The sequence below is a fragment of the Microbacterium sp. WCS2018Hpa-23 genome (assembly GCF_031843845.1).
Taxonomy (GTDB): Bacteria; Actinomycetota; Actinomycetes; order Actinomycetales; family Microbacteriaceae; genus Microbacterium.
Window position 1 is genome coordinate 108,087 of the sequence record NZ_JAVTIZ010000002.1, and the last position, 24,166, is coordinate 132,252.

Sequence of the window (24,166 nt, forward strand, 5' to 3'; positions counted from 1 at the left end):
GACGGTCGCGGGCGTGACCCCGCGACCGTTGCGCCCCGCACTCCCCTTCTGGGTCAGTGCTCGCGGAACATGGGCCAGGCACTGCCCGGCGACATGTGCGAGTGCAGCGCGCCCTTCGCCGACGCGAGATTCGGGTAGGTACCCGTCGCCGCATCGGAACCCGCCATGACGACGGTGTACCCCTCATCATCGTGTCGGATGCTGCCTGCGACACCGTTCGTGCCATAAGCCACCCAGAGTGCCAGGGTCTTGGTCGTGCTCATCATCGAACCCCTTCCGTTGCTCGTGACGCTACGCCCAGGCGCACCGGAATACCAGCCCTTGACGCGGGGGCCCGGGGTCACTTTCGCACCGGGCGCCTGTGCGGGGTCAAAAGCGCATCGTGAAGTGGTGACGAGGGTGCGGAAGTGACCCCGCGCACGAGTCGAGATGCGGAACTGGCCCCAACCGCAGGCCCTTGAGGATCGGGATGGGCGAGTTCGGGGCACCTTCGTGAGTGCCCTTGTCATCCGTGAGTGCGCCCACTACCTGTGCCGGGTCACTTTCGCATGGCACACGTGTGCGGGGTCACGTTCGCATTGCTGGTAAGCGATTCCGGTGCGAAAGTGGCCCCGCCTGGGCGGAGGTGCGAAAGTGGCCCCGCCTGGGCGCCTGCCGGCCCGCGGCCCCGGCTCGAGTTCGGCGAGGAAAAGGAGATGGTGAGGGTCAGCGGCGGGATGCCATCGCGCGACGGATGCGGTCCAGTAGCGGTCGTGCGTCATCCAGGTCGAGCTGGGTCACGCGGATGACGATCCATCCGTGGTCCTCGAGTTCGCGCTGTCGCTGGATGTCACGTCGCCACTGGTCGCGGCTCGTGCGGTGGCCGTCGCCCTCGTACTCGATCGCGATCTTGAGTTCGGGATAGGCCATGTCGCTCCGCGCGATGAAGAGGCCGTTCTCGTGGATCTCGTGCTGCACGACGGGTTCAGGAAGACCGTCGGCCACGATGAGCAGCCTCGTCTCGGTCTCCTTCGGAGACTCCACTCCTTCGCGCGCGCGGGAAAGCGCATCGCGGACTCGTCGGGAACCGGGGAAGCGGCCCCAATCCCGCAGGCGCTGCTCGATGTCGATCACGGTGAACGGCGGACGTGCCGCACGTAGACCGGGATAGTTGTCAGCCGCAGTGATCAGTGCATCGAGAGCGACGACGACCTGACCGTCGGTCAACGTCGCGGCGCACATGAACAGAGCCGCCACCGGATCGATGAGCGGGAGCTCGCCGATTCGCCAGGGATGGACTCGTCCCTCCGCCAGGCGTCGGCCGGTGACGCCGCGGCTGCGGACGCGCGCCGAACCCGTCGCCACCACCACGACGATCGGTGCCTCGACGTTCCAGATGCCGGGATGCGGATACCCCCCATACCCGCATCGCCGTCTCTCCGCCGATCAACTGACCACGGTGCAGACGGGGCGCGAACGCGGAGATCCGCTCGAGCGGTGTTTCCGCAGCCTCAACCGAGCGCACCCCGCGGAAAGGTCGGTCGAGATCGCGTGCGGAGACGCGACCCCGGCCGATTCCCGCCGACGCGGCCTGCCGCACCGTGAAGTGGCGGCCGAGTTGGTCGGGGAGGAGTATCCGATGGCGCATGCGCTCAGGCTCGTCGATCGGATGTGCCATTCGAGCCTGATGGTCGCCGGGATCCCGAGAGATGTGGACAAGTCGCGCCGGTGGTCGGCATGCGCGGTGCAGGACGCCATCGCGAGCGGGGCGACTTCTGCATCCGGCGCCGCGGACGGGGCCACTTCTGCACCGCGGAGCCCTTTTCAGCCTGCGGAAGTGGCCCCGCCTGGAGAACGGATGCGGAAGTGGCCCCGCCTGGAGAACGGATGCGGAAGTGGCCCCGACTGGGGGACGGGGCAGGACGGGGCAGGACGGGGCAGGACGGGGCAGGGCGGTGCGGTGCAGGACGGGGCAGGGCGGCGCGGGGCAGGGCGGCGCGGGGCGGTGCGCTGCGGAGCGGGGCGGCGCGGAGGTCAGAGCGCGGCGACGAGCTCCAGCGTCTGGGCGCGGCCGGCGGCGGAGTCGCGCGGCTCGGATTCGTACGCTCCCGCGACGGGCGACAGCATGACCTCGTCGACGCCCCACTTCGACGCGAAGGCACGCACCTCTTCGGCGACGGATTCGCCCGTGCCGACGAACCAGCGGGAGCGGGCGGCCTCGACGACCTGGTCGGTCGCGGCATCCGACTCGGCGGCCAGTGCCTCTTCGACCGTCTCGAGTGCGATCAGCGGCTTGTTCAGGCGCAGGCGCGACATCATGCGCAGCTGGGGGAGCGCCCGCGCCTCGGCCTCCTCCTGAGTGGGGGATGCCACGACGTTTACCGTCAGGAAGGTGCGGGGCTCGGGGTGCTCTTCGCTCGGCTGGTATCCCGTGCGGTAGAGATCGAGTGCGCGCTCGAGGCCCTGCCCTGAGAAGTGGTTCGCGAAGACGTACGGCAGGCCGTGCGATGCGGCGAGCTGGGCGGAGTAGTCGCTGGATCCGAGCAGCCACACCTCGGGGCTGCCGGTGGCCGACGGCGTCGCGTGCACCGTGTACTCGCCGCCGGACGTGAAGCGCACGGTCGCGCCCGCGCCCGAGATGAGAGCGGCGATGTCCTGAACGTTGCGGGGGAACTGCTCGACGTCGCTCGTCGTGCCCGATCCGCGCAACAGCTGCGTGATCACGGGGTCGCTGCCGGGGGCCCGGCCGAGGCCCAGGTCGATGCGGCCGGGGGCGATGGCCTCGAGGGCGGCGAACTGCTCGGCGACGATCAGCGGAGCGTGGTTGGGCAGCATGACACCGCCCGAGCCCAGACGGATCTGCGTCGTGCGCATCGCGGCTGCGGCGATCAGCACCGGAGGAGTGGTGGATGCCACAGCGGGCATGTTGTGGTGCTCGGCGAACCAGTAGCGGCGATAGCCGAGCCGGTCGGCGGTGGCCGCGAGGGAGAGGGAGGCGGAGATCGCCTCGGCACTGGTCTGCCCGGTGCGAACCGGGACGAGGTCGAGAACGGAGAGCGCGGTGGAAGTCATCCCCGGATGCAACGGCTGGGGCGGGCGCGGCATTCCCGCCCGCCTCGTGGCCGGTGCGTGTCAGGCCGCGACGGGCGCAGCGGATGCCGAGGGGACGAGCTCCTCGGCGAGCGCATGGCGCGTGAGGTGGTAGCGGATGTGCCAGGCCGCGCTGAAGCTCTGCTCGGGAAGCTGCGCGAGTGCGGCGCGGTCGTCGGGGCCGAGTCCGTCGCGGGCTGCTTCGCGGAGCAGGTCGTCACGCGTCGCCGGGTACTCCATTCCGCGGAGGAACCGGTCGAGTGCAGGGGAGGTGTGCATGAGGGAGTCCTTTCCGGATGACGGGAGAGGTGGGCCGGGCTGCACCCGGCCCACCGGAATCGGACGGTGATCGTCAGGGGCCGATCGTCAGGCGGTGATCGACTGCCGGTTGTCGCTCGATTCGACCTCGATCTTGCGGGGCTTGGCGCGCTCGCTGACAGGGATGATCACCGAGAGCACCCCGCTCTCGTACGAGGCGCTGATCGCGTCGAGGTCCACGCCGTCGCCGAGCGAGAACTGGCGGAGGAACGAACCGGCCCCGCGTTCGCGGGCGAGCCAGCGGACACCTTCGCGACCGTCGGCCGTGCGCTGCGCACGGATCGTGAGTTGTCCGCCGTCGAGGTCGACGTCGATGGACCCAGGGTCGATGCCGGGAAGGTCCGCGTGCAGGATGTACCTGTCACCGTCGCGGTAGAGGTCCACCGGCATGAGACGGGGTGCGCGGACGGAGTCCAGCACGCTCGCAGCGAAGCGGTCGAGCTGACTGAACGGATCGAAGGACATGGCCATGAGTATCTCCTTTCGAGTGGCCCGAGTGGGCGATGTGGATGCAGATTATCTGCACCGATGGCTATAGATTTTTTATAGAACAGGGCGAGATAGAATGCAAGTGCTGAGAGAGGGAGATGCCGATGGGTGAACGCGATTCGAGCACACCGCTGTACGGCATCGCCGTCGCAGCGCAGCTCAGCGGCGTCCCGGAGGCCAGTCTGCGGCTATTCGAAGCCAAGGGTCTCGTCGCTCCCGCGCGCAGCGACGGAGGCACGCGCCGCTACAGCGACGACGATCTCGAGCGCATTCGTCGGGTGACGGGGCTGCGCGTCGAGGGCATCAACATCGTCGGCATCCGACGGGTCCTCGATCTGGAAGATGAGAACGCCGGGCTGCGCGACGAGCTCGCCGACGACCGCGGCTGACCTCGTGCTTCGACTCGGGGTGCACATCGTGCGACGTCGAGGGAGGGCAGTACTTTAAAGGCATGGATGCCGAGATCTTCTACGTGCTCGTCGGTGCTGTCGTCGTGGCGGCGATCGCCCGATGGCGCGGCTGGCCGGCACCGCTGCTCGTGACGGTGGTGGCGCTCGCGGCATCCTTCCTGCCCTTCGTGCCCGACGTCGAGATCGACGGCCACCTGCTGCTGAACCTCGTGCTTCCGCCGCTGCTGTACTCGGCCGCCCTCGACGTGTCGTTCGTGGGCTTCAAGCGCAGCCTGCCGCAGATCCGCCGGCTCGGCATCACTCTCGTGCTGCTCACATCGCTCGCGGTGGGGCTCGTGGCGTGGTGGATCCTGCCGTCGCTGACTCTGCCGGGCGCACTGCTGCTGGGAGCCATCGTCGCGCCGCCGGACGCGGTCTCGGCGGCCGCGATCGGTCGCAAGCTCGGTCTGCCTCGGCGCATCATGACGGTGCTCTCGGGGGAGAGCCTGATCAACGACGCGACCTCGCTGACCCTGTACCGGGTGTTCGCGGCGATCATCGCCGGTGCCACGGTCGGCATCGTCGACGGCATCGGGCAGTTCCTGCTCGCCGTCGGGGTCGGCGTCGCGATCGGACTCGTCTTCGGCATCGTGCTGCACCAGCTGCGCATGCGCATCAACGACGCCGTCGTCATCGGCACCTTCGGCCTGCTCGCCCCCTTCGGCGCGTACGCGATCGCCGAGCACCTGCTCGGATCCGGTGTGCTCGCCGTCGTGGCGATGGGGCTCTACGTCGGCTACAACTCCCCGCGCACCGACTACACGACCCGCCAGCAGGAGACGCCGCTGTGGCTGTCGGCCGACCTGCTCCTCGAGAGCTTCGTGTTCGCTTACATCGGCCTGCAGTTCCCCCGGGTGCTCAGCGACCTCGGCGGCGAGGAGGTGGGGCGCATCCTGCTGCTCTCGGGTGCCGTGATGCTGGTCGTCCTCGTCATGCGGCCGCTCTACGTGTACCCGGCGAACGGGTGGGCCAACTTCCAAGACCGCAAGCGACTCGAGCGCTGGGATCGCACGGTCGAGTCCGGCGCCTTCGACGAGCGACGACGTGAGTCGAAACGCTGGAAGGACTACAGCGCCGAGGAGCTGCGCTCCAAGATCGTGCGCGACCGCATGGCCGGGCTGCAGCTGACCTGGAAGGACAACGCCGTCATCTCGTGGGCGGGAATGCGCGGCGTCGTCACGCTCGCGACAGCGCTCGCCGCGGCCGACCTCGCGGCTCTCGACACCGAACCGTCGCATGCGATCGTGGTGGTGGCTTTCATCGTCACGGTCGGCACACTGCTGCTGCAGGGCCTCACGCTGCCACTGCTTATCCGCGGGCTGGGCATCGCCAGTGATGTCGACGACGCAGACGACGAGAGAGCGATCGCCGAGGTCAAGGAGAAGAGCCGCGAGGCGGGCAAGGCGTTCCTCGCCGAGAAGCGCGTCGAGTGGGAGCAGAAGTACGGCGAGGTCGACCTCAGCGTCTTCGACGCGTTCACCAAGCGCATGACCCGGGTCGAGAAGGACACCGATGAGGCGCAGCAGGTCGAGGATGCCGCAGCGCGGCCGTCGTACGACGATCTCGTCGCCCTCTCGCGCGGGTGGCTGCAGGTGCGTCGCGACATCCTGCTGGCCGAGCGTGACGCCGGCAACCTCGACGAGGAGGTCATGCGCGAGCTGATGACCGCGATGGATGCCGAGGAGCTGGCGCTCGACACGCGTGGCGCCACGCGCCAGCAGGGCCGCGCGTAGCGCCCGCTCAGGTCCCGAACACACGCGGCGGTTGCGGAGTCACCTGCCGCACGCACGAGCGCCTCGCCCGGTGAGGGGCGAGGCGCTCGGGTGATGCGGGGTCAGCGGCGGCCGGCCGGTTCCTTCTCGGCGTCCGCGGTGCCGGATGCATCCGCCTCGGGCGCGTCGTCGTCGGAGTCGTCGGCGAAGGGCAGGCCTTCGCGCGGGGCGTTGTAGAGCTCCTCGTCGAGGATGCCCTCGCGCTTGGCGACGATGGTCGGCACGAGCGCCTGGCCCGCGACGTTGACCGCGGTGCGGCCCATGTCGAGGATCGGGTCGATCGCGAGCAGCAGGCCGACGCCCTCGAGCGGCAGGCCCAGGGTCGACAGCGTCAGCGTGAGCATGACCGTCGCGCCCGTGGTGCCGGCGGTGGCGGCGGAGCCGACGACCGAGACGAGCACGATCAGCAGATACTGCACGAGGTTCAGCTCGATGCCGAAGAACTGCGCGACGAAGATCGCGGCGATGGCCGGGTAGATCGCGGCACAGCCGTCCATCTTGGTCGTCGCGCCGAACGGCACGGCGAACGAGGCGTACGAGCGGGGCACACCGAGGTTGCGCTCGGTGACGCGCTCGGTCAGGGGCAGGGTGCCGATCGACGAGCGGCTGACGAACGCGAGCTGCACGGCCGGCCACACGCCCGAGAAGTACTGCTTGATCGACAGGCCGTTGGTCTTGACGAGGATCGGGTAGACGACGAACAGCACCAGCGCGAGGCCGATGTAGACCGCGATCGCGAACCAGCCGAGCGAGGCGAGCTTCTCCCAGCCGTACTTGACGACCGCCGCGCCGATCAGACCGAAGGTGCCGAGCGGGGCGATGCGGATGATCCACCACAGCACGCGCTGGATCACCTTGAGCAGCGACTCGGTGAACGCGAGGAACGGCTCGGCCTTCTTGCCGGCCTTGAGCGCCGCGATGCCCACGGCGACCGCGATCACGATGATCTGCAGGATGTTGAAGTTCACGCTCGACGAGAACGTGCCCTCGGCGGCGCCGGGGTTGGTGCTGACGCTGAGGCCGAGGAAGTTCTGCGGGATCAGGCCGAGGAGGAAGTTCCACCACGTGCCCACCGTGTAGGGGTCGCTCGGCTCGAGGCCGTCGCCGGCCCGGTTGCCGGGCTGGATGACGAGGCCCAGCGTGATGCCGATGGTCACGGCGATGAACGCGGTGATCGCGAACCACAGCAGGGTCTGCCCGGCGAGCCGTGCGGCGTTCTGCACGCGGCGCAGGTTCGAGATGCTGGCGACGATCGCGGTGAAGATCAGCGGCACGACGGCGGTGCGCAGCAGCGTGACGTACGAGCTGCCGATCGTGTCGAGCGTGGCCGAGAGGCCGTTGGGGCTGTCTGCCGTGGCGCCAAGCTGGCGGGCGATCAGACCGGCGGCGATGCCGAGGACGAGGGCCGCGAGGATCTGGAAGCCGAACGAGGTCAGCAGCTTCCGGACGGGACCGCGGGTGTCAGGCGCCTTCGTGGCGCGGACGGTGGTGCTCATTGGATCGGGGACTCCAGAATCGGTGCGCGCCGTGTGCGCGCTTCCGTCCACGCTAGGAGTCGGGCCGGAATCCCGAGGCCGAGATGACGAAGGATGACGGATGCCGAAGCATCCGTCATCCTCTGTCGATCGGAATGGTGCGGGTCAGCCCGCGCACTCCTCGATGTTGTCCTGCAGGATCTTCGTCGTCAGGGCCTTGTCCGCCTCGCTGGACTGCTTGTCCTCGCCGTTGGCGAGGAACGTGAGGGTCTCGTTGCTGAGCTCGGAGTCCACCAGGTAGCCGGCGAAGCACTCGGAGGCGCCGTCGGGCAGCTCCTGGCCCTGCGAGGTGAAGAACTCGTCGAGGCCGGCGGCGACGTCGTCGGCGCTGGGGCGAGTGGATCCGCCGCAGGCGGCGAGCGAGAAGGCGAGTGCCGCGATGGGCAGCGCCATGAGGAGGCGGGAAGAGGTGCGCAGGTTCCGGTCGTTGAGCTTCATGCGCTCAACGCTATCGGCTCACAGCGAATGCATAGAAGGGGTTGTGCCGATTCGTCTCGCGCTGGTAATCCGTGTCGACGCCCGGGCATGGCACGATGTCCTCATGTTCATGGTGACGACGAACGACATCCCCGGCTACCGCATCACTCAGGTGCTGGGGGAGGTCATGGGCCTGACGGTGCGCTCGACCGACTTCGGGCAGGGGTTCACCGCCGGGTTCCGCTCGCTCGGCGGCGGTGAGATCCCCGAGTTCACACAGGTCATGTACGAGGCGCGGCAGGTCGTGATGCAGCGCATGTGGACCGAGGCTCAGCAGCGCGGCGGCAACGCGATCGTCGCGATGCGCTTCGACGCAGGGTCGATCGCGAACTTCACCGAGATCTGCGCCTACGGCACGGCCGTGGTGGTCGAGCCTCTGACGCCGGTCGCGCAGCCTCAGCCGCCCCAGCCCCCGCAGCCTCCGGTCGCCTGAGGTCTCGCACGTCAGACGCGTCGACTTCGGCCCACCTCTGCGACGGTCGCGATCTCACTCGCCACGCGTGATCTCCATCACCTGGGCGGTCGTCCGACCAGCTGGGAGGACGCCTCGAACGCGATCAACCGCCTGTTCGCCGCTCTGAGATCGGACGATGTGGAGATTGCGACTGTTGTCGATCAGATCCCCTCGATCTCTCACCTCGAAATCAAGACGGTGGCGCAGCTCGGCGGGGATCGTCGCCCGCCCATCGTCGTCAATGCTCATTCGGCCCACCTCCGATCGCGTGCATCACACCGTATGTCCGCTACCTGCCCCGCGCTAGTCCGCACCAGCATTCTCGAGAGTTGCTCAGGCGAGGACGAGCAGGTCGCCGACTTCGCACTCGAGGGCGTCGCAGATCGCCCGCAGGGTCGAGTACCGGATGGCCCTGGCCCTGTCGTTCTTCAGCACCGACAGGTTCACGATGCTGACGCCGACGCGGGCGCTCAGCTCGGTCAGGGTCATGCCGCGCTCTGCGAGCAGCTCGTCGAGACGGCAGTGGATGCCGGTGAGCTCGTCGTCGTTCTCCGCCGGGCTCACACGAGTCCGTCCGTGTCGCGCTGCAGGCGGTCGCCGATCGAGAAGACGGTGGTGATCAGTGCGATCACGAAGGCGGCGAGGATGAACGTGAACGGCTCGACGCTGATGACCGCGTTGTCGAGGCCGTTGTCGGTGACGGCGGCGACGGTCGCGTTCGCGAGCATGTTGTCGAAGAAGCGTACGGCGGCGAAGCCCAGCAGTCCTGTCATCCCGGCGGTGGCGACGAGGGCCGTGCTGCGGCGGCTGAAGACGCGACCGTCGAGGGTGCGGCGGGCGAGCAGGATCAGGCATCCGATCACGACGATGATCGTGACGATCTGCAGCACCTGACCGATGATGCCGGGCACGGATGCGATCGCCGGAAGCTGCGCGGCGGTGATGGTCGCGCTGTCGAGGTCTACGGCGATGCCACCTCCTGTGCTGAGCGCCACGTCCACGGAGGTCGCGGGGCCGGCGAACTCGACCAGCACCGGCACGTCGGTGCCACGGGCGAGTTCGATGATCCGCATGATCGAATACACCGTGATGTAGGCGGCGATCAGCGCCCCGGCGATGCAGAAGCCGATCATGGCTCCGGTGTCTCCGCGGGAGAGCGTGCGGTTCTTCGTCGAGGTCATGATCCGCTCCTTATCGAGAGTCGTTATTACCGATAATCGTTAACATAACGACTGTCGATATGTTCGTCAACCCTTGCCCCGCGGGAGCGCCGTCACCGGCCGTCACGGCACTATGCCGACGGCGAACACGGGCATACGTGATCCGCACGGTGGTTACTCTCGATGTACAAGCGCTTCACGCGTCTTCGCCAGTGTCGAACAACACGTGCGAATAAGGAGTCACAGCATGTTCGAGAGATTCACGGACCGAGCCCGTCGAGTGGTCGTCCTCGCCCAAGAAGAGGCGAAGATGCTCAACCACAACTACATCGGCACCGAGCACATCCTGCTCGGCCTCATCCACGAGGGTGAGGGCGTCGCAGCCAAGGCGCTCGAGAGCCTCGGCATCTCGCTCGACGCCGTGCGCGAGCAGGTGCAGGACATCATCGGCCAGGGCCAGCAGCAGCCGACCGGGCACATCCCGTTCACGCCGCGCGCCAAAAAGGTCCTCGAGCTGAGCCTCCGCGAGGCCCTCCAGCTCGGCCACAACTACATCGGCACCGAGCACATCCTGCTCGGCCTCATCCGCGAGGGTGAAGGCGTCGCCGCTCAGGTGCTCGTCAAGCTCGGCGCCGACCTCAACAAGGTCCGCCAGCAGGTCATCCAGCTCCTGTCCGGTGCACCCGGACGCGAGCCGGCGGCCGTCGGCGCGCAGTCGAACGACACCCCGAGCGCCCAGGGCGGCTCGCAGGTTCTCGACCAGTTCGGTCGCAACCTGACGCAGGCCGCGCGCGACAACAAGCTCGACCCGGTCATCGGTCGCGAGAAGGAGATCGAGCGGGTCATGCAGATCCTGTCTCGTCGCTCCAAGAACAACCCCGTGCTGATCGGTGAGCCCGGCGTCGGCAAGACCGCCGTCGTCGAGGGCCTCGCCCAGGCGATCGTCAAGGGCGATGTGCCCGAGACGCTGAAGGACAAGCAGCTCTACTCGCTCGACCTCGGCTCGCTCATCGCCGGTTCCCGCTACCGCGGTGACTTCGAAGAGCGCCTGAAGAAGGTCACGAAGGAGATCCGCACGCGCGGCGACATCATCGTCTTCATCGACGAGATCCACACCCTTGTGGGTGCGGGCGCCGCCGAGGGCGCGATCGATGCGGCCAGCATCCTGAAGCCCCTCCTCGCCCGCGGTGAGCTCCAGACCATCGGTGCGACCACGCTCGACGAGTACCGCAAGCACTTCGAGAAGGATGCCGCTCTCGAGCGTCGTTTCCAGTCGATCCAGGTGAACGAGCCGAGCCTCCCTCACACGATCAACATCCTCAAGGGGCTCCGCGACCGGTACGAGGCGCACCACAAGGTGCAGATCACCGACGGCGCGATCGTCGCGGCGTCGAACCTCGCCGACCGCTACGTCTCCGACCGGTTCCTGCCTGACAAGGCGATCGACCTGATCGACGAGGCCGGCGCACGCCTGCGCCTCAGCATCCTGTCGAGCCCGCCCGAGCTGCGCGAATTCGACGAGAAGATCGCCAAGGTCCGCGAGCAGAAGGAAGTGGCGTCGGAGGACCAGGACTTCGAGAAGGCCGCATCGCTGCGCGACGAGGAGAAGAGCCTCCTCGCCGAGCGCCTGCGCCTCGAGAAGCAGTGGCGTTCGGGTGACGTCGCGACCCAGGCGGTCGTCGACGAGGGCCTGATCGCCGAGGTGCTCGCACAGGCCACCGGCATCCCGGTCTTCAAGCTGACGGAGGAGGAGTCCTCGCGACTCGTCTTCATGGAGAAGGCGCTGCACCAGCGCGTCATCGGTCAGGAAGAGGCCATCGCGGCGCTCTCCAAGACGATCCGTCGTCAGCGCGCCGGCCTCAAGGACCCGAAGCGTCCCTCGGGCTCGTTCATCTTCGCCGGCCCCACGGGCGTCGGAAAGACCGAGCTCGCCAAGGCGCTCGCCGAGTTCCTGTTCGACGACGAAGCGGCTCTCATCTCGCTCGACATGAGCGAGTTCGGTGAGAAGCACACCGTCTCGCGTCTCTTCGGTGCCCCTCCCGGATTCGTCGGATTCGAAGAGGGCGGCCAGCTCACCGAGAAGGTGCGTCGCAAGCCGTTCAGTGTGGTGCTGTTCGACGAGATCGAGAAGGCCCACCCGGACATCTTCAACTCGCTGCTGCAGATCCTCGAAGAGGGTCGCCTGACCGATGGTCAGGGCCGCGTGATCGACTTCAAGAACACCGTCATCATCATGACCACCAACCTCGGTGCTCGTGACATCGCCGGTGGTCCTGTCGGATTCCAGATCGAGGGCGTCAACTCGACGAACTACGAGCGGATGAAGGGCAAGGTCAACGAAGAGCTCAAGCGCAACTTCAAGCCCGAGTTCCTCAACCGTGTCGACGACATCATCGTGTTCCCGCAGCTGTCGAAGGACGAGCTCGTGCAGATCGTCGATCTGTTCACGAAGCGCCTCGGCGAGCGTCTGCTCGACCGCGACATGACGATCGAGCTCTCGCAGTCCGCCAAGGAGCGCCTCATCGAGATCGGGTTCGACCCGGCACTCGGTGCCCGACCGCTGCGTCGCGCGATGCAGCACGAGGTCGAGGACCGTCTGTCCGAGAAGATTCTGCACGGTGAGCTGAACCCCGGCGACCACGTCAAGGTCGACTCGAAGGACGGCGAGTTCCTCTTCGAGCACGGCCCGCGCGGTGAGCAGGTCGCAGTCGGCGTCAACACCGGCGGCGCGATCCCCGGCACCCCCGACCTGGCCATCGCCAGCGGGGAGTGACCTGATCAGAGAAGGGGCGGATGCTGAGACATCCGCCCCTTCTCTGTGTCCGGGACGCTCCAGGACTCCGGCATTCCGGAGCCGCTCAGGGTCTCGGGAGGTGAGGAGTTCTAGGCTTGACGATGTGAGCGAGTACATCGTCCGGCCGGCGCGCAGCGCCGACATCATCGGCATCCGGAATCTTCTGCAGCCGATGGTCGAGCAGCGCATCCTCCTCGGCAAGGATCTGGCCGTGCTCTACGGCGCCGTGCAGGAGTTCGTGGTCGCCGAGGCTGACGGCGAACTGGTCGGATGCGGTGCACTGCACGTCTTCTGGGAGGATCTCGGCGAGGTGCGCACACTGATGGTCCGTGCCGACTGGCTGCATCACGGCGTCGGCGGCGCGATCGTGGGCGCCCTCGAAGAGCAGGCGAGGCAACTGGGTCTCAGCCGACTGTTCTGTCTCACGTTCGAGGTCGATTTCTTCGGTCGACGCGGGTACTCGATCATCGGCGAGCAGGTCGTCGACCCCGATGTGTATTCGCAGCTGCTGCGCAGTGGTGACGCCGGTGTAGAGGAGTTCCTCGACCTGGCGCACGTCAAGCCGAACACGCTCGGCAACACCAGGATGCTGAAAAGGCTCAACTAACCTGGACTCATGCCCCGTCACTCCGCCGCCGTCTATCGTCGTCGGCGACTGGTGACCCTTGTCGCACTGATCGTCTTCGTCGCGTTCATCGTGACCGCGGTGTGGCTTCTTGTGGCTCGGCCGTGGGCTAGCGCCACAGATGCGACCCCGTCGCCGACGCCCTCGGCGTCGTCTACTCCCGTGGCCCCCACAGCGTCGACCACGCCCGATCCGACCGCTGCGGAGTCGCCCGCGCCCGCGCCCGAGCCGTCCAGCGAGGAGACGCCGGGCATCGTCGCGTGCGAAGCGCAGGACGTCGAGGTCACGGCCGTCACGGATGCCGACACGTACCAGGCCGGAGTCCTGCCGCAGCTGTCGATCTCGCTGACGAATCGCGGAGCCTCGGACTGCGCGATCGATGTCGGGTCGACGACCCAGGTGCTCACGGTGTCGAGCGGGTCCGACGTGTGGTGGCGTTCGACCGACTGCCAGGAGAACCCGAGCAGCATGATCGCCACGCTGGCGGCCGGAGCGACCGTCACGAGCAAGGTTCCGGTGACCTGGGATCGTACGCGTTCGAGCGTCGAGACCTGCGCTCAGGAGAACCGCGCGCGTGCGCCGGGTGGGGGAGCGTCGTATCACGTGGCCGTCGAGATCGGCGGTTTCAAGGGCGCGGCCACCAAGCAGATCCTGCTCTACTGAGGGTCTGGTGGGCGCCTGGTGCGTGCCCGGTGCGTCGGTCGTGTGTCGCGCGTCGTATTCGCACTGGCCAAAGGTCTTGAATACAGACTTGCACTCAGTTTCGGTGCTGACACCATCCGTTCTTTGGGATACCATTGAGGTGACCCTCGCAGAATTGCGGCGCATGCCATCCCCAGTGGCGTCGAACACAGCGTCCCCAGCGCTTCGACATGCCGCCCGAGGGTCCGCGGGCCCTCTCGAGTACCCCAGTCCCCAATGGATGACTCGAGAGGGCCCTTTTCTTCTCGTCTCCGGTTTCGGGCGAGACATCGGCGCGGGCTGAATATGCTGGATGCATGGCATCGAAGAAGGCGAAGTCCGCGAAGAACAAGCCCGCGCCCGAGGACTTCCGGTCGGATGCTCTCGCACAGGCCCTGGAGAAGCAGGACATCGCCGCGGTAGCTCTGGCTCTGCGTCATGGCACCACCGTCGTGCCGCTCGTGAAGCCCGGAGCGCGCGACAACCCGCTCGACAGCGGTGAGGTGTGGACCTACCGTGATCCGAGGTCGGGAGATCTGGCGCTCCTGCTGTTCAGTGATGCGAAGAACAAGCCCGACAATCTTCCGCCGGGGGTGGGCATCTACACCGCCGACTGGCTGCGCAAGTTCCTCGGCGCGCATCCGATCACCACCGTGTTCCTCGACATCGCAGGGCCGCATCCGATGCAGGCCTCGCCCGACGAGCTGCTCAAGGCGCTCGACGCCTGAGCGCAGGCGCGTCCCGGCCGCTTCGGGCCATCGGTGCGGTGTGCGGCCGGTGCGTGGTCAAAAGCGCATCGGATGCGGGCATTTCGGGTGCGGGCATTTCGGATGCGGTGTCGGCCCGGCTCGGTTGCGGAAGTGCTGCGGGGCTGTGTGGGGTCAGTTGCGCATCGCGGGTCTGTGCGGGGTCACTTGCGCATCCCGATCGGACATTTCGGATGCGAAACTGGCCCCGCTCGACGGTGCGGTGTGGAACTGGCCCCGCTCGACGGTGCGGTGTGGAACTGGCCCCGCTCGGCGGTGCGGTGCTGAACTGGCCCCGCTCGGCGCGCGGGGTGGGGCGGCGCGGCCTGGAGCGCCCCGCTTGGTGAGATTAGGCCCGCGCGGGGTCCAAGGCGCATTGGACGCGAGCGTCCAGGGCGTGTTTCGACCCCGGCTGGGCTTCAGGGGCGATGCGGGGCCACTTCCGGTGCCCCGCGCCTCGGGACTCAGAACGGCGGGATGTCGGCTTCGCTGCGCCTGTTCGTGTTGCGGGAACGGACGTCGTTGAGTGCCGCGCGCAGCGTCTTCGAACGGTCGTCGACCACCTGCTCGTAGCCGAGTCGCGACGCCTCCGAGCGGCGCTGCGCCGACTGGGTGACCGGCCGGATCTCGCCGGCGAGGCTGAGCTCGCCGACCGCGGCGACCGTGCGCGGCACGGAGATCTGCTGGATCGACCCCGCCACGGCGATCGCGATCGCGAGGTCGGCGGCCGGCTCGGTGAAACGCACGCCGCCGACGGTCGAGACGTAGACGTCGAGGTTGCTGGTCTTGATGTGCGCTCGTCGTTCGAGGATCGCCAGCACCATCGCCACACGGGAGGAATCGAGTCCGTGAACCACACGACGGGGATTCGGCGCGGTGGTGGTGATCGTCAGCGCCTGCACCTCGACCGGGAGCGCCCTGCGGCCCTCGAGCGAGATGGCGACGCACGTGCCCGGCTCCGTCTCGCCCTGAGACAGGAAGAGGCCAGAGGGGTCGGGAACCTCGGAGATGCCCGCACCCGTCATCTCGAAGCATCCGACCTCATCGGTGGGGCCGAACCGGTTCTTCAACGCCCGGATGAATCGCAGTGACGTCTGCCGGTCGCCCTCGAAGTGGCACACCACGTCGACCAGGTGCTCGAGCACGCGGGGCCCGGCCACGGTGCCGTCTTTCGTCACGTGGCCGACGAGGATGACGGGCAGCCCGCGGTCTTTCGCGACCCGGATCAGCGTCGCCGCGACCTCGCGCACCTGGCTCGGCTGGCCCGCTGCGCCGTCGATCAGCGACGACGACACGGTCTGCACCGAGTCGACGATCACGAGCTGCGGGACCACCTCGTCGATGTGTCCGAGGATCGTCGCGAGATCGGTCTCGCTCGCGAGGTAGAGCTCGTCGTGCAGTGCCCCGGTGCGCTCCGCACGCAGACGCACCTGCGCGGGGGACTCCTCGGCGCTGGCATAGAGCACGCGGCGGCCGGAGCGCGCGGCTTGAGCAGCGACCTCGAGCAGCAGAGTCGACTTGCCGACGCCGGGCTCGCCGCTCAGCAGGATCGCAGCCCCCGGCACGATGCCCCCGCCGAGCACCCGATCGAACTCGCCGACACCGCTGGTGCGGCGGGGAGCGTCTTCGGTGGTGATCTGAGTGATCGGTCGTGCGGCCTTCGCCGCGGTCGGCGCGAGCGGGGTGATGCGGCTGAGGATGCCGGTCTGCGCGCCCTGCTCCTGCACCGTGCCCCACTGCTGGCATTCGGCGCAGCGGCCCACCCACTTCGCCGTCGTCCACCCGCACTCGGTGCAGACGTACGCGGGTGGGGCAGGTTTTCGGGTGGCCATGCAGCCAGGCTATCGCCGGGATCAGACATCCCTATCGCCTCGGGCATTATTCACGGCCGAACCACCCCACGGGAAGCAGCGGCCACGGAATACTGGAGTCATGGCCAATGGCGGGCCCGTCTGCGGGCCGATCTCGACGTTCTCACGGGTGCAGCTCCTGCACCTCGTGCAGACGCGTGCGGATCGCACCATCGGCGAGCTGTGCGACGCCACGGGGCTGCATCCCAACACGGTGCGCGAGCACCTGCAGCGCCTGATCGAGGGCGGCTACGTCATCCAGGCCAGCGAGCGCCGCACCACCCGCGGCCGCCCGCGCACGCTCTACAGTGCCGCCACGGGAGCTGCGGATGCCTCCAGCCCCATCGCCCGCAACAAGGCCAAGGCGGCCGCCGAGCGCGGCGATCTTCTGCGCCGTGTGCTTCCGGCATCCGCATCCGCTCTGGGTCGTGACGCGATCTACCAGCTGGACGCTCTGATCGAACACTTGGAGGAGAGCGGCTTCGAGCCCGTCGTCGATGACGAGCAGCTCACCGTCGATCTCAGCCCGTGCCCGCACGCCGCGGGTCGCGCCGAAGACCGTCCGATGCTGTGCACCGTGCACCTCGGCCTCATGCAGGGGGTGCTCACCGAAGCCGGTGGGCCGCTCGCCGCCGAGGCCGTGCGCGCCACCGCCCTCCCGGCGGAATGCACCGTACAGCTGCGCCTGACGGAGATGACCGCCGCCTAGGCGAGCGTCTGTCTTATTCACGGCCGGCAGCCCCGCGGGGGCGGCGGGCTCGTCGTTAGCGTGGCACCCGGCGCACAGAAGAACCAGGGCACGAAGAAGGAGTGGCACATGGAATGGCTAGACCCGCTGGTCCTGTCTCGATGGCAGTTCGGTCTGACGACCGTCTACCACTACCTGTTCGTGCCGCTGACGATCGGCATGGCCCTGGTCGCGGCGATCTTCCAGACCGCGTGGGTGCGCACCGGCAAGGTGCAGTACCTGCACCTGACCCGGTTCTTCGGCAAGATCTTCCTGATCAACTTCGCCATGGGCGTCGTGACCGGCATCGTGCAGGAGTTCCAGTTCGGCATGAACTGGTCGGACTACTCCCGCTTCGTCGGCGACGTCTTCGGTGCCCCGCTCGCCTTCGAGGGTCTGCTCGCCTTCTTCTTCGAGGCGACGTTCATCGGTCTGTGGATCTTCGGCTGGGACAAGCTCCCGCAGAAGCTGCACCTTGCCACGATCTGGTGCGTCTCGATCGGCAGCATCCTGTCGGCGTACTTCATCATCGCCGCCAACGCGTTCATGCAGAACCCGGTCGGCTACGTCTACAACCCCGAGACGAACCGTGCGGAGCTCACCGACTTCTGGGCACTGCTGACGAACCCCGTCGCGCTCGCCGCCTTCCCGCACACGATCTTCGGTGCGCTGATGTTCGCCGCCGGTGTGGTGATCTCGGTGTCGGCCTGGCACCTCGCTCGCGGCCAGCACTTCGACACGATGCGCATCTCGCTGAAGTTCGGGCTCTGGGCGATGATCGTCTCGACCGCCGGCGTCGTTCTCACCGGTGACCAGCTGGGACTCGCGATGTACGCGGCGCAGCCGATGAAGATGGCGGCGGCGGAAGCCACGTTCAACACCGTCTGCGGCTACGACGCCTCGTTCAGCATCTTCACGCTGGGCACCCCTGACGGCAGCTCCGAGCTGTTCTCGATCCGGGTGCCGTATCTGCTCTCGCTGCTATCGACCCACTCGTTCGACGCCTGCGTGCACGGCATCAACGACCTCAACGCCGAGTACAGCACCACGTTCGCCGACACCGGGCTCACCGAGTTCGCCCCGATCCTCTGGGTCACGTACTGGGCGTTCCGCTGGATGATCGGCCTCGGCATCGCCGCAGCCCTCGTCGCCGTCGTCGGCCTGTGGCTGACCCGCAAGGGCGCCAAGAAGCCTCCGGCACAGTGGATGTGGAAGCTCGCGATCTGGTCGTTCCCCCTCGCGCTCGCAGCCAACATCATGGGCTGGGTCTTCACCGAGATGGGCAGGCAGCCCTGGATCGTCTTCGGGCTCATGACCACGCAGGACGGCGTCTCGCCGGGCGTCAGCGGGCTCGAGGTGCTCATCTCGCTGATCGCCTTCACCGCGATCTACGCGGCGCTGGCCGTGGTCGAGATCCGCCTCATCATCAAGGCCGCGCAGAAGGGCCCTGACACCGACGAACAACCCCACGAGGAGACGGCCCAGCTGCCGTCCGTCGTGTACTGAGAAAGGGATCAGTCATGGAATACATGTGGTTCTGGATCGTCGCCTTCCTCTTCGTCGGCTACTTCGTGCTCGACGGATTCGACTTCGGCGTGGGCATGTCGCTGCCGTTCCTCGGCAAGAACGATGTCTCGCGTCGCCAGGTGATCAACACGATCGGCCCGATCTGGGATCTCAATGAGACCTGGGTCATCGTCGCCGGCGCCTGCCTGTTCGCGTCGTTCCCCGAGTGGTACGCGACGCTGTTCAGCGGGTTCTACCTGCCGCTGCTGCTCATCCTGCTCGCGCTCATTCTGCGAGGGGTGTCGTTCGAGTACCGGCACCAGCGCGAGTCGGCGAAGTGGAAGCGCGGCTTCGACCGGATGATCGTGATCGGCTCGGCCGTGCCGGCGCTGCTCTGGGGCGTCGCGTTCGGCAACATCGTGCAGGGGGTGGCGATCGATGAGAACCACATCTACGTCGGTGGCTTCTTCGCGCTGCTGAACCCGTATGCGCTGCTCGTCGGCGTCACGACGCTGCTGCTCTTCTTCCTGCACGGCGTGCTGTTCGTCTCGCTCAAGACCGACGGACAGGTGCACGCGGATGCCCGTCGCCTCGTGAAGCTCGCCGCAGGGCCCACGGTGCTCGCCGCGGCCGGCACCGTGATCTGGACGGTCGTCATGGCCGCGGGGCGCGAGGCGCCGCTGCTGTGGATGGTCGTCGGATGCGGTCTTGTCGCCGCCCTCGCGCTCATCGCATCGGTGCTGTTCTCGCTGCGCGGCCGCGACGGACGCGCGTTCACCGCGGGAGCAGTGACCGTGGCATCCGCTGTGGTGATGCTGTTCGCGGCGCTCTTCCCGTACGTCATGCCGTCGACGATCGACCCGGCCTTCAGCCTCACGATCGAGAACGCATCGAGCACGCCGTATACGCTGACGATCATGAGTTGGACCGCGCTGATCGCCCTGCCCCTCGTGCTGGCGTACCAGACGTGGACCTACTGGATCTTCCGCAAGAGGGTCACCCGCAGCTCGATCGAGGGGGCTCCGGCGCACGCGTGAGGCACAGCTTCTGCTCCGGTCGCAGTTCGGGCCGCCTTCCTGTTCGGGGAGCGGCACGAACTGCGACCGGAGCGACGCCGCTGACCACGGCTGAGGGGGTGGAGCGGTGAAGCCGGTCGACATCCGGTTGCTCCGGTATGCGAGCGCCGCCCGCGGATTCCTGCTGCTGTCGGGTGCGATCGGCGTCGCGCAGACAGCGGTGACGGTCGCGTTCGCCTGGATGCTGACGGATGCCGTGACCGGCGCACTCGCCGGACGCGACGTCACGACGACACTGCTGTGGCTGCTCGGGCTCGCGGCGCTGCGTGGAGTGCTGATCGCCGCCTCGGATGCCGCCGGAACCCGCGCTGCGGCGAAGACCGGGATGCAGCTGCGTGCCGCGCTGATTGCCGCCGTCGGCCGCCTCGGACCCGGGTGGCTCGCTCAGCGCAATCAGGCAGGGCTCGCCGTGACGGCAGGGCATGGGCTCGAAGCGCTCGACGCGTACTTTGCCCGCTACATCCCGCAGCTCGTGCTCACGGTCATCGCGACGCCGGTACTGCTCGCGGTGATGTGGTGGCAGGACTGGCCGAGCGGGTTGACGGCGCTCATCACGCTGCCGCTGATCCCGCTGTTTCTGATCCTGATCGGCATCGCGACCCGCACGGTGCAGCGTAAGCAATGGCAAACGCTGCAGCGCCTCGCGGCGCGGTTCGCCGACACCGTGCAGGGCCTCTCGACGCTGCGTCTGTTCGGGCGCGAGCGCCGGGCAGCCGCCCAGATCGAGGCCACGGCCGACGAGTACCGTCGCGAGACCATGAAGGTGCTGCGGTTCTCGTTCCTCTCGGGTTTCGCGATGGAGCTGCTGGCCTCGCTCGCCGTGGCGTTGATCGCGGTCGCGGTGGGATTCCGGCTGCTGTCGGGCGACCTGTCGCTCGAGGTCGGTCTGTTCGTGCTGCTGCTCGCGCCCGAGACGTTCCTGCCGATCCGCCAGGTCGGGGTGCAGTTCCACGCTGCGTCCGAGGGCGTTGCGGCGACGGAAGATGTGTTCGAGGTGCTGGATGCGGCCGAGGCTCGGGCTGGCGGTGTTCACGATTCAGCACGCGATGCCGACACCGGGTCGTCTGATGGGCTGACCGCCGGTCGCGGTGGCGTTCATGCTGAATTGCGAACCGCGAACGCGCGAGACCTGGTCGTCGCCGACCTGCGCGTGCGCGATCTGCCGCCGGTCTTGTTCACCGCAACGCCCGGAACCATCACGCTGATCGAGGGTCCGAGCGGCGCGGGCAAGTCGAGTCTGCTCGCGGCTCTGCGGGGTGCGGTCGAGTTCGAGGGGTCTGCCACGGTCGCCGGTGTCGATGTGCGCGAGCTCGCACCGTCGGAGTGGCTGGCCTGGAGCGGACAGCGGCCGCAGCTGAGCCGCGGCACGATCGCGGCCAATGTGGCGCTGGGCGATGAGATGCCGGATGCCGACGGCATCCGCCACGCCCTCGATGACGCCTGCGCGAACGACCTCGACCCGGCGCTCGAACTCGGTGTGCAGGGCAGCGGGCTCTCGGGTGGGCAGGCGCAGCGGGTCGCGGTCGCGCGAGCGCTGTATCGGCATGCCGCGCGGCCCGACGCGGTACTGGCGCTCGATGAGCCCTCCAGCGCGCTCGACCCTGACACCGAAGAGCGGCTCTGGGCGTCGCTGCGCGCGCGGGCGGATGCCGGGGCCACGATCCTTCTCGTCTCGCACCGTCGATCGGCCAGGGCGATCGCCGACCACGTCGTCGAGCTGGGGGTGAGCGTATGAGTGCCCCCGGTACCGCGGCGCGGGTGCGCGGCATCCTCCGTCTCGCGCAGCCGCCGCTGCGTCGCTTCCTGCCCGGCGCGATCTGGGGCTTCCTCTCGGCCGGTGCCGCCGTGAGCCTGCTCGCCGTGAGCGGCTGGCTGATCGTCAGCGCCTCGATCGTCGACTCGCTCGTGCCCCTGTCGATCGCGGTGGTGGGCGTGCGGTTCTTCGCCGTGTCACGTGCGGTGACGAGATACCTCGAACGGCTGAGCGGCCACGACGCGGCGCTGCGACAGCTCGCCTCGACGCGGGCCGACATGGTGAGGCGGCTGACTCCTCTGTCACCCGCGGGGCTCGGGCGCACCGACCACGGCCGGGTGCAGTCCGCCCTCGTCGACGATGTCGAGAACCTGCAGAATCTGCCGCTGCGGGTGGTCCAGCCGCTCGCCGTCTCGGGGCTCGTCGCGGTCGGTGCGGTCGGGTTCCTGCTGTTCGTGTCGGTGCCGGCCGCGCTGACCCTCGCTGCGTGCCTGGTGATCGCCGCCGCAGCGGCGATCGGACTGGGGTGGGTGTTCGGATCTCGCGCCGAGGCCGCGGTCTCGCGTCGACGCGGCGATCTCTCGGCTGCTCTCACCGACTACTTCGGCACGCTCGACGTGCTGCTCGCCTTCGGGGCGGAACCTCAGGCGCGCGAGCGCGTGCGACAGGCGGATGCCGACCTTCGCCGCGCTGTCAGCAGGGCGTCGCTCGCGCAGGCGATCGCCGCCGGCGTGGTCTCGGCCGTCGCGGGTGCCGCGTCGGTGTGGGCGCTCGCGGTCGCGGCTCCCGGGCTCGCGACTGGCGCGATCGACGGCCCCTGGCTCGCGGTCGCCGTGCTCGTGCCGATGGTCGTGTTCGAGGTCTTCGGTGCCGTGCCGATCGCGGCGGCATCGTGGCGGAGCGTGCGGTCGAGCGCCGAGCGCATCGTCGACGTGCTGCCCTCCGAGATGCCGGCCGAGCTGCGGTCGGATGACGGTGAGGATGCCGAGATCGCCGGTGTTCCGACGCTGCGGCTGCGTGGTGTGCGCGCCTGGTGGCCGGGCGGATCGCCTGCTCTGCGGGGTTTCGACCTCGACCTGCATCCGGGTGAGCGCGTGCTGGTGGCGGGTCCGAGCGGTGCGGGCAAGAGCTCGCTGGCTGCGGCGCTCGTCGGATTCCTGCGTGTCGAGGGTGAGTATTCCGTCGGCGGTATGGATGCTGCGCGCCTGTCGGGTCCCGCGCTCCGCCGCACGATCGGACTGTGCGAGCAGAGCCCGCAGCTGTTCGATGAGGACATCCGCCAGAACCTGTTGTTCGCCAGGGATTCGGCGACCGACGACGAGCTGCTCGCCGTGCTCGACCGGGTCGGCTTGGGGTCGTGGGTGCGCGAGCGCGGCGGACTCGATGCGCGGGTCGGTGATCGTGGCGGGCTCGTCTCGGGCGGGCAGGCGCAGCGGATCGCGCTGGCGCGGGCGCTGTTGCGGGGCTTCCCCGTGCTCGTCCTCGACGAGCCGACGGCCGGGGTCGACCCGGATGCATCCGATGTGCTGCTGCGCGACCTGCTGCAGGCGGCGGGGGAGCAGTCCGTGCTGCTGATCTCGCACGTCGCCCCGCCGGTCGGGACCGTCGACCGGGTTGTCCGGTTGGAAGACGGGCGCACGGCCTCGGAGTAGACGGGCGATCGGTGGGTTCAGGGCGTCTTCCCCCTTCCCGTTCCCTCCCCCCCTTCCCCGGGCACAGTTTCGGATGCCGGGGGCGGCGCACCGTGGCATCCGTTCGTCAGTCCGGTGTGTCGGGTCTAGGGTCCGAAGTTGTGCCCGCAGCAGGGGAGGGGGAGCGCCGAGTCAGACGTTGAGGTCGGCGCGAGGCTCCATGACGATGCCCTGCGCCTCGAAGACGCGGCGGCGCTCTTCGATGCGGCGGTGCAGCTCGATCTGTGCGTCGTCGACGAGCTGCGGATCGAGCGCGACGGTGGCCGGGCGCGGGTCGCCGTGATTGGCCTCGATGTAGGCATCGAGCTCGGGGCCCGAGGTCCACGACGTGATGAGGGCGTAACGCGGGGTCGTGCCCCGGTGCCACACCGCATGCCAGAAGCGCTGGGTGTCGACGATGATGCGAGATCCCTCGCGCAGCGGCAGCCGGATCTCGGTCGCCGGATCGAACCGGTCGGAGCGCAGGAGCAGCAGCGAGTCGGTGTCGTCCGAGAGGTTGTAATAACCGCGAACGACCCAGCCGGTGCCGTCGTCGTTGAGGCGGTTGTTGTCGTCCTGGTGCAGGTTGTACACGGCATCCGCGTACTCGTTGGGCTGCAGCTCGATGACTCGGCAGCGGCCGACTCCCGCCCCGGGCTCGAGGGCGCGGCGCTGCAGGGTCGGCGCGATCGCGACCTGAGAGGCGACCCACACTCCGTCTTTGTCGGTGCGGGGCGGGGTCTGGTTCCAGAATCCGTTGCATTCGATCTCGCCGGCGTAGCTCGCGAGCGGGGCGAAGCGGGTGACGCCCGACGAGCGCCAGCCGATGTAGGTGAGATCGAGCCACTCGGCGGGGTCGGATGCCTGGTCGTGGTCGTCGAGTACGACATAGCCGGTCTCTGCCAGCGCCTCTGATGTGATGAAGCCCATTGCGTCCCCTCCGTGCCTCGACTCCGCGGCCCCTCCGCGACGGATGCCTTAGGCCATCCTAACCAGGGGCGCCGATGCTCGACGG

General features: G+C 68.2%; 24 protein-coding genes. 12 read left to right on the forward strand and 12 right to left on the reverse strand.

What is annotated here, in order from left to right; all coding sequences use genetic code 11:
• Window positions 1-53 precede the first annotated feature (53 nt).
• The 5 genes from RQG77_RS04070 to RQG77_RS04090 form a co-directional block, all read right to left on the reverse strand.
• Window positions 54-263: a hypothetical protein gene (locus RQG77_RS04070; RefSeq protein WP_056313719.1), complete on the reverse strand. Its 210-nt coding sequence runs from the start codon at window positions 261-263 to the stop codon at window positions 54-56.
• 442 nt (window positions 264-705) lie between these two features.
• Entirely contained in the window at window positions 706-1,344 is a 639-nt protein-coding gene (locus RQG77_RS04075) for a hypothetical protein (protein ID WP_311243555.1), read from the reverse strand.
• 669 nt (window positions 1,345-2,013) lie between these two features.
• Window positions 2,014-3,051, reverse strand: a complete 1,038-nt coding sequence (locus tag RQG77_RS04080; protein ID WP_311243556.1) for an LLM class flavin-dependent oxidoreductase — start codon at window positions 3,049-3,051, stop codon at window positions 2,014-2,016.
• Between the two features lie 60 nt (window positions 3,052-3,111).
• Window positions 3,112-3,348 carry a DUF2795 domain-containing protein gene (locus RQG77_RS04085; protein ID WP_311243557.1) on the reverse strand — a complete coding sequence of 79 codons (237 nt, stop codon included), beginning with the start codon at window positions 3,346-3,348 and terminating at the stop codon, window positions 3,112-3,114.
• A gap of 87 nt (window positions 3,349-3,435) precedes the next feature.
• Entirely contained in the window at window positions 3,436-3,858 is a 423-nt protein-coding gene (locus tag RQG77_RS04090) for an Hsp20/alpha crystallin family protein (protein ID WP_053097741.1), read from the reverse strand.
• A 122-nt stretch (window positions 3,859-3,980) separates the two neighbouring features.
• On the opposite strand from RQG77_RS04090, the gene RQG77_RS04095 reads away from it, so the two are divergent.
• Window positions 3,981-4,265 carry a MerR family transcriptional regulator gene (locus RQG77_RS04095; protein WP_311243558.1) on the forward strand — a complete coding sequence of 95 codons (285 nt, stop codon included), beginning with the start codon at window positions 3,981-3,983 and terminating at the stop codon, window positions 4,263-4,265.
• Window positions 4,266-4,327: 62 nt separating this feature from the next.
• Window positions 4,328-6,058, forward strand: coding sequence for a sodium:proton antiporter (locus RQG77_RS04100; RefSeq protein WP_311243559.1), 1,731 nt, complete (start codon window positions 4,328-4,330; stop codon window positions 6,056-6,058).
• A 101-nt stretch (window positions 6,059-6,159) separates the two neighbouring features.
• Here RQG77_RS04100 and RQG77_RS04105 read toward each other — a convergent pair whose 3' ends face one another.
• Together RQG77_RS04105 and RQG77_RS04110 are read right to left on the reverse strand one after the other, a co-directional pair.
• Complete coding sequence (locus RQG77_RS04105) at window positions 6,160-7,593, reverse strand: dicarboxylate/amino acid:cation symporter (RefSeq protein WP_311243560.1); 1,434 nt, start codon at window positions 7,591-7,593, stop codon at window positions 6,160-6,162.
• Between the two features lie 144 nt (window positions 7,594-7,737).
• Window positions 7,738-8,070: a hypothetical protein gene (locus tag RQG77_RS04110; RefSeq protein WP_056517511.1), complete on the reverse strand. Its 333-nt coding sequence runs from the start codon at window positions 8,068-8,070 to the stop codon at window positions 7,738-7,740.
• Between the two features lie 43 nt (window positions 8,071-8,113).
• Between RQG77_RS04110 and RQG77_RS04115 the strand changes: the two genes are divergently transcribed.
• On the forward strand, window positions 8,114-8,542 hold the full coding sequence (locus RQG77_RS04115) for a YbjQ family protein (RefSeq protein WP_311243561.1): 429 nt from the start codon (window positions 8,114-8,116) through the stop codon (window positions 8,540-8,542).
• Between the two features lie 54 nt (window positions 8,543-8,596).
• Here RQG77_RS04115 and RQG77_RS04120 read toward each other — a convergent pair whose 3' ends face one another.
• The 3 genes from RQG77_RS04120 to RQG77_RS04130 all read right to left on the reverse strand — a co-directional run bounded on the left by RQG77_RS04120 (window position 8,597) and on the right by RQG77_RS04130 (window position 9,744).
• Complete coding sequence (locus tag RQG77_RS04120; protein WP_311243562.1) at window positions 8,597-8,812, reverse strand: hypothetical protein; 216 nt, start codon at window positions 8,810-8,812, stop codon at window positions 8,597-8,599.
• A gap of 84 nt (window positions 8,813-8,896) precedes the next feature.
• Window positions 8,897-9,127: a helix-turn-helix transcriptional regulator gene (locus RQG77_RS04125; RefSeq protein ID WP_311243563.1), complete on the reverse strand. Its 231-nt coding sequence runs from the start codon at window positions 9,125-9,127 to the stop codon at window positions 8,897-8,899.
• Entirely contained in the window at window positions 9,124-9,744 is a 621-nt protein-coding gene (locus RQG77_RS04130; RefSeq protein ID WP_311243564.1) for a DUF2975 domain-containing protein, read from the reverse strand. Before RQG77_RS04130 ends, RQG77_RS04125 begins: the two co-directional genes overlap by 4 nt.
• Window positions 9,745-9,970: 226 nt before the next feature.
• Between RQG77_RS04130 and RQG77_RS04135 the strand changes: the two genes are divergently transcribed.
• The 4 genes from RQG77_RS04135 to RQG77_RS04150 all read left to right on the forward strand — a co-directional run bounded on the left by RQG77_RS04135 (window position 9,971) and on the right by RQG77_RS04150 (window position 14,551).
• Complete coding sequence (locus RQG77_RS04135) at window positions 9,971-12,496, forward strand: ATP-dependent Clp protease ATP-binding subunit (RefSeq protein ID WP_056313341.1); 2,526 nt, start codon at window positions 9,971-9,973, stop codon at window positions 12,494-12,496.
• Between the two features lie 124 nt (window positions 12,497-12,620).
• Window positions 12,621-13,124 carry an amino-acid N-acetyltransferase gene (locus RQG77_RS04140; protein ID WP_056313339.1) on the forward strand — a complete coding sequence of 168 codons (504 nt, stop codon included), beginning with the start codon at window positions 12,621-12,623 and terminating at the stop codon, window positions 13,122-13,124.
• 9 nt (window positions 13,125-13,133) lie between these two features.
• Complete coding sequence (locus tag RQG77_RS04145; RefSeq protein WP_311243565.1) at window positions 13,134-13,805, forward strand: hypothetical protein; 672 nt, start codon at window positions 13,134-13,136, stop codon at window positions 13,803-13,805.
• 335 nt (window positions 13,806-14,140) lie between these two features.
• Complete coding sequence (locus tag RQG77_RS04150; protein ID WP_311243566.1) at window positions 14,141-14,551, forward strand: dehydrogenase; 411 nt, start codon at window positions 14,141-14,143, stop codon at window positions 14,549-14,551.
• Window positions 14,552-15,033: 482 nt separating this feature from the next.
• On the opposite strand, the gene radA is transcribed toward RQG77_RS04150, so the two are convergent.
• Window positions 15,034-16,401, reverse strand: coding sequence for a DNA repair protein RadA (gene radA / locus RQG77_RS04155; protein WP_311243567.1), 1,368 nt, complete (start codon window positions 16,399-16,401; stop codon window positions 15,034-15,036).
• A 100-nt stretch (window positions 16,402-16,501) separates the two neighbouring features.
• Here radA and RQG77_RS04160 point away from each other — a divergent pair, with 100 nt between their 5' ends.
• From RQG77_RS04160 to cydC, 5 genes are all read left to right on the forward strand, one after another.
• Window positions 16,502-17,128, forward strand: a complete 627-nt coding sequence (locus RQG77_RS04160) for an ArsR family transcriptional regulator (RefSeq protein ID WP_311243568.1) — start codon at window positions 16,502-16,504, stop codon at window positions 17,126-17,128.
• 108 nt (window positions 17,129-17,236) lie between these two features.
• Window positions 17,237-18,652, forward strand: coding sequence for a cytochrome ubiquinol oxidase subunit I (locus tag RQG77_RS04165; protein ID WP_056313331.1), 1,416 nt, complete (start codon window positions 17,237-17,239; stop codon window positions 18,650-18,652).
• 14 nt (window positions 18,653-18,666) lie between these two features.
• A complete protein-coding gene (gene cydB / locus RQG77_RS04170) occupies window positions 18,667-19,689 on the forward strand; it encodes a cytochrome d ubiquinol oxidase subunit II (RefSeq protein ID WP_311243569.1) in 1,023 nt (340 codons plus the stop codon).
• 106 nt (window positions 19,690-19,795) lie between these two features.
• Window positions 19,796-21,463 (forward strand): thiol reductant ABC exporter subunit CydD, encoded by a 1,668-nt coding sequence (gene cydD / locus RQG77_RS04175; RefSeq protein WP_311243570.1) that lies wholly within the window; start codon window positions 19,796-19,798, stop codon window positions 21,461-21,463.
• Window positions 21,460-23,133 carry a thiol reductant ABC exporter subunit CydC gene (gene cydC, locus RQG77_RS04180; RefSeq protein WP_311243571.1) on the forward strand — a complete coding sequence of 558 codons (1,674 nt, stop codon included), beginning with the start codon at window positions 21,460-21,462 and terminating at the stop codon, window positions 23,131-23,133. The genes cydD and cydC overlap by 4 nt, the downstream gene beginning before the upstream one ends.
• Window positions 23,134-23,304: 171 nt before the next feature.
• Here cydC and RQG77_RS04185 read toward each other — a convergent pair whose 3' ends face one another.
• Window positions 23,305-24,081 (reverse strand): hypothetical protein, encoded by a 777-nt coding sequence (locus RQG77_RS04185; protein ID WP_311243572.1) that lies wholly within the window; start codon window positions 24,079-24,081, stop codon window positions 23,305-23,307.
• Between the last annotated feature and the right edge of the window lie 85 nt (window positions 24,082-24,166).

What these genes read in the sequence shown, in the direction of transcription:
- RQG77_RS04070 (WP_056313719.1), bottom strand. Translation starts at nt 263, where the DNA reads ATGAGCACGACCAAGACCCTGGCACTCTGGGTGGCTTATGGCACGAAC.
- RQG77_RS04080 (WP_311243556.1), bottom strand. Translation starts at nt 3,051, where the DNA reads ATGACTTCCACCGCGCTCTCCGTTCTCGACCTCGTCCCGGTTCGCACC.
- RQG77_RS04085 (WP_311243557.1), bottom strand. Translation starts at nt 3,348, where the DNA reads ATGCACACCTCCCCTGCACTCGACCGGTTCCTCCGCGGAATGGAGTAC.
- RQG77_RS04090 (WP_053097741.1), bottom strand. Translation starts at nt 3,858, where the DNA reads ATGGCCATGTCCTTCGATCCGTTCAGTCAGCTCGACCGCTTCGCTGCG.
- RQG77_RS04095 (WP_311243558.1), top strand. Translation starts at nt 3,981, where the DNA reads ATGGGTGAACGCGATTCGAGCACACCGCTGTACGGCATCGCCGTCGCA.
- RQG77_RS04100 (WP_311243559.1), top strand. Translation starts at nt 4,328, where the DNA reads ATGGATGCCGAGATCTTCTACGTGCTCGTCGGTGCTGTCGTCGTGGCG.
- RQG77_RS04105 (WP_311243560.1), bottom strand. Translation starts at nt 7,593, where the DNA reads ATGAGCACCACCGTCCGCGCCACGAAGGCGCCTGACACCCGCGGTCCC.
- RQG77_RS04110 (WP_056517511.1), bottom strand. Translation starts at nt 8,070, where the DNA reads ATGAAGCTCAACGACCGGAACCTGCGCACCTCTTCCCGCCTCCTCATG.
- RQG77_RS04120 (WP_311243562.1), bottom strand. Translation starts at nt 8,812, where the DNA reads ATGAGCATTGACGACGATGGGCGGGCGACGATCCCCGCCGAGCTGCGC.
- RQG77_RS04130 (WP_311243564.1), bottom strand. Translation starts at nt 9,744, where the DNA reads ATGACCTCGACGAAGAACCGCACGCTCTCCCGCGGAGACACCGGAGCC.
- RQG77_RS04135 (WP_056313341.1), top strand. Translation starts at nt 9,971, where the DNA reads ATGTTCGAGAGATTCACGGACCGAGCCCGTCGAGTGGTCGTCCTCGCC.
- RQG77_RS04145 (WP_311243565.1), top strand. Translation starts at nt 13,134, where the DNA reads ATGCCCCGTCACTCCGCCGCCGTCTATCGTCGTCGGCGACTGGTGACC.
- RQG77_RS04150 (WP_311243566.1), top strand. Translation starts at nt 14,141, where the DNA reads ATGGCATCGAAGAAGGCGAAGTCCGCGAAGAACAAGCCCGCGCCCGAG.
- radA (WP_311243567.1), bottom strand. Translation starts at nt 16,401, where the DNA reads ATGGCCACCCGAAAACCTGCCCCACCCGCGTACGTCTGCACCGAGTGC.
- RQG77_RS04160 (WP_311243568.1), top strand. Translation starts at nt 16,502, where the DNA reads ATGGCCAATGGCGGGCCCGTCTGCGGGCCGATCTCGACGTTCTCACGG.
- RQG77_RS04165 (WP_056313331.1), top strand. Translation starts at nt 17,237, where the DNA reads ATGGAATGGCTAGACCCGCTGGTCCTGTCTCGATGGCAGTTCGGTCTG.
- cydB (WP_311243569.1), top strand. Translation starts at nt 18,667, where the DNA reads ATGGAATACATGTGGTTCTGGATCGTCGCCTTCCTCTTCGTCGGCTAC.
- cydC (WP_311243571.1), top strand. Translation starts at nt 21,460, where the DNA reads ATGAGTGCCCCCGGTACCGCGGCGCGGGTGCGCGGCATCCTCCGTCTC.
- RQG77_RS04185 (WP_311243572.1), bottom strand. Translation starts at nt 24,081, where the DNA reads ATGGGCTTCATCACATCAGAGGCGCTGGCAGAGACCGGCTATGTCGTA.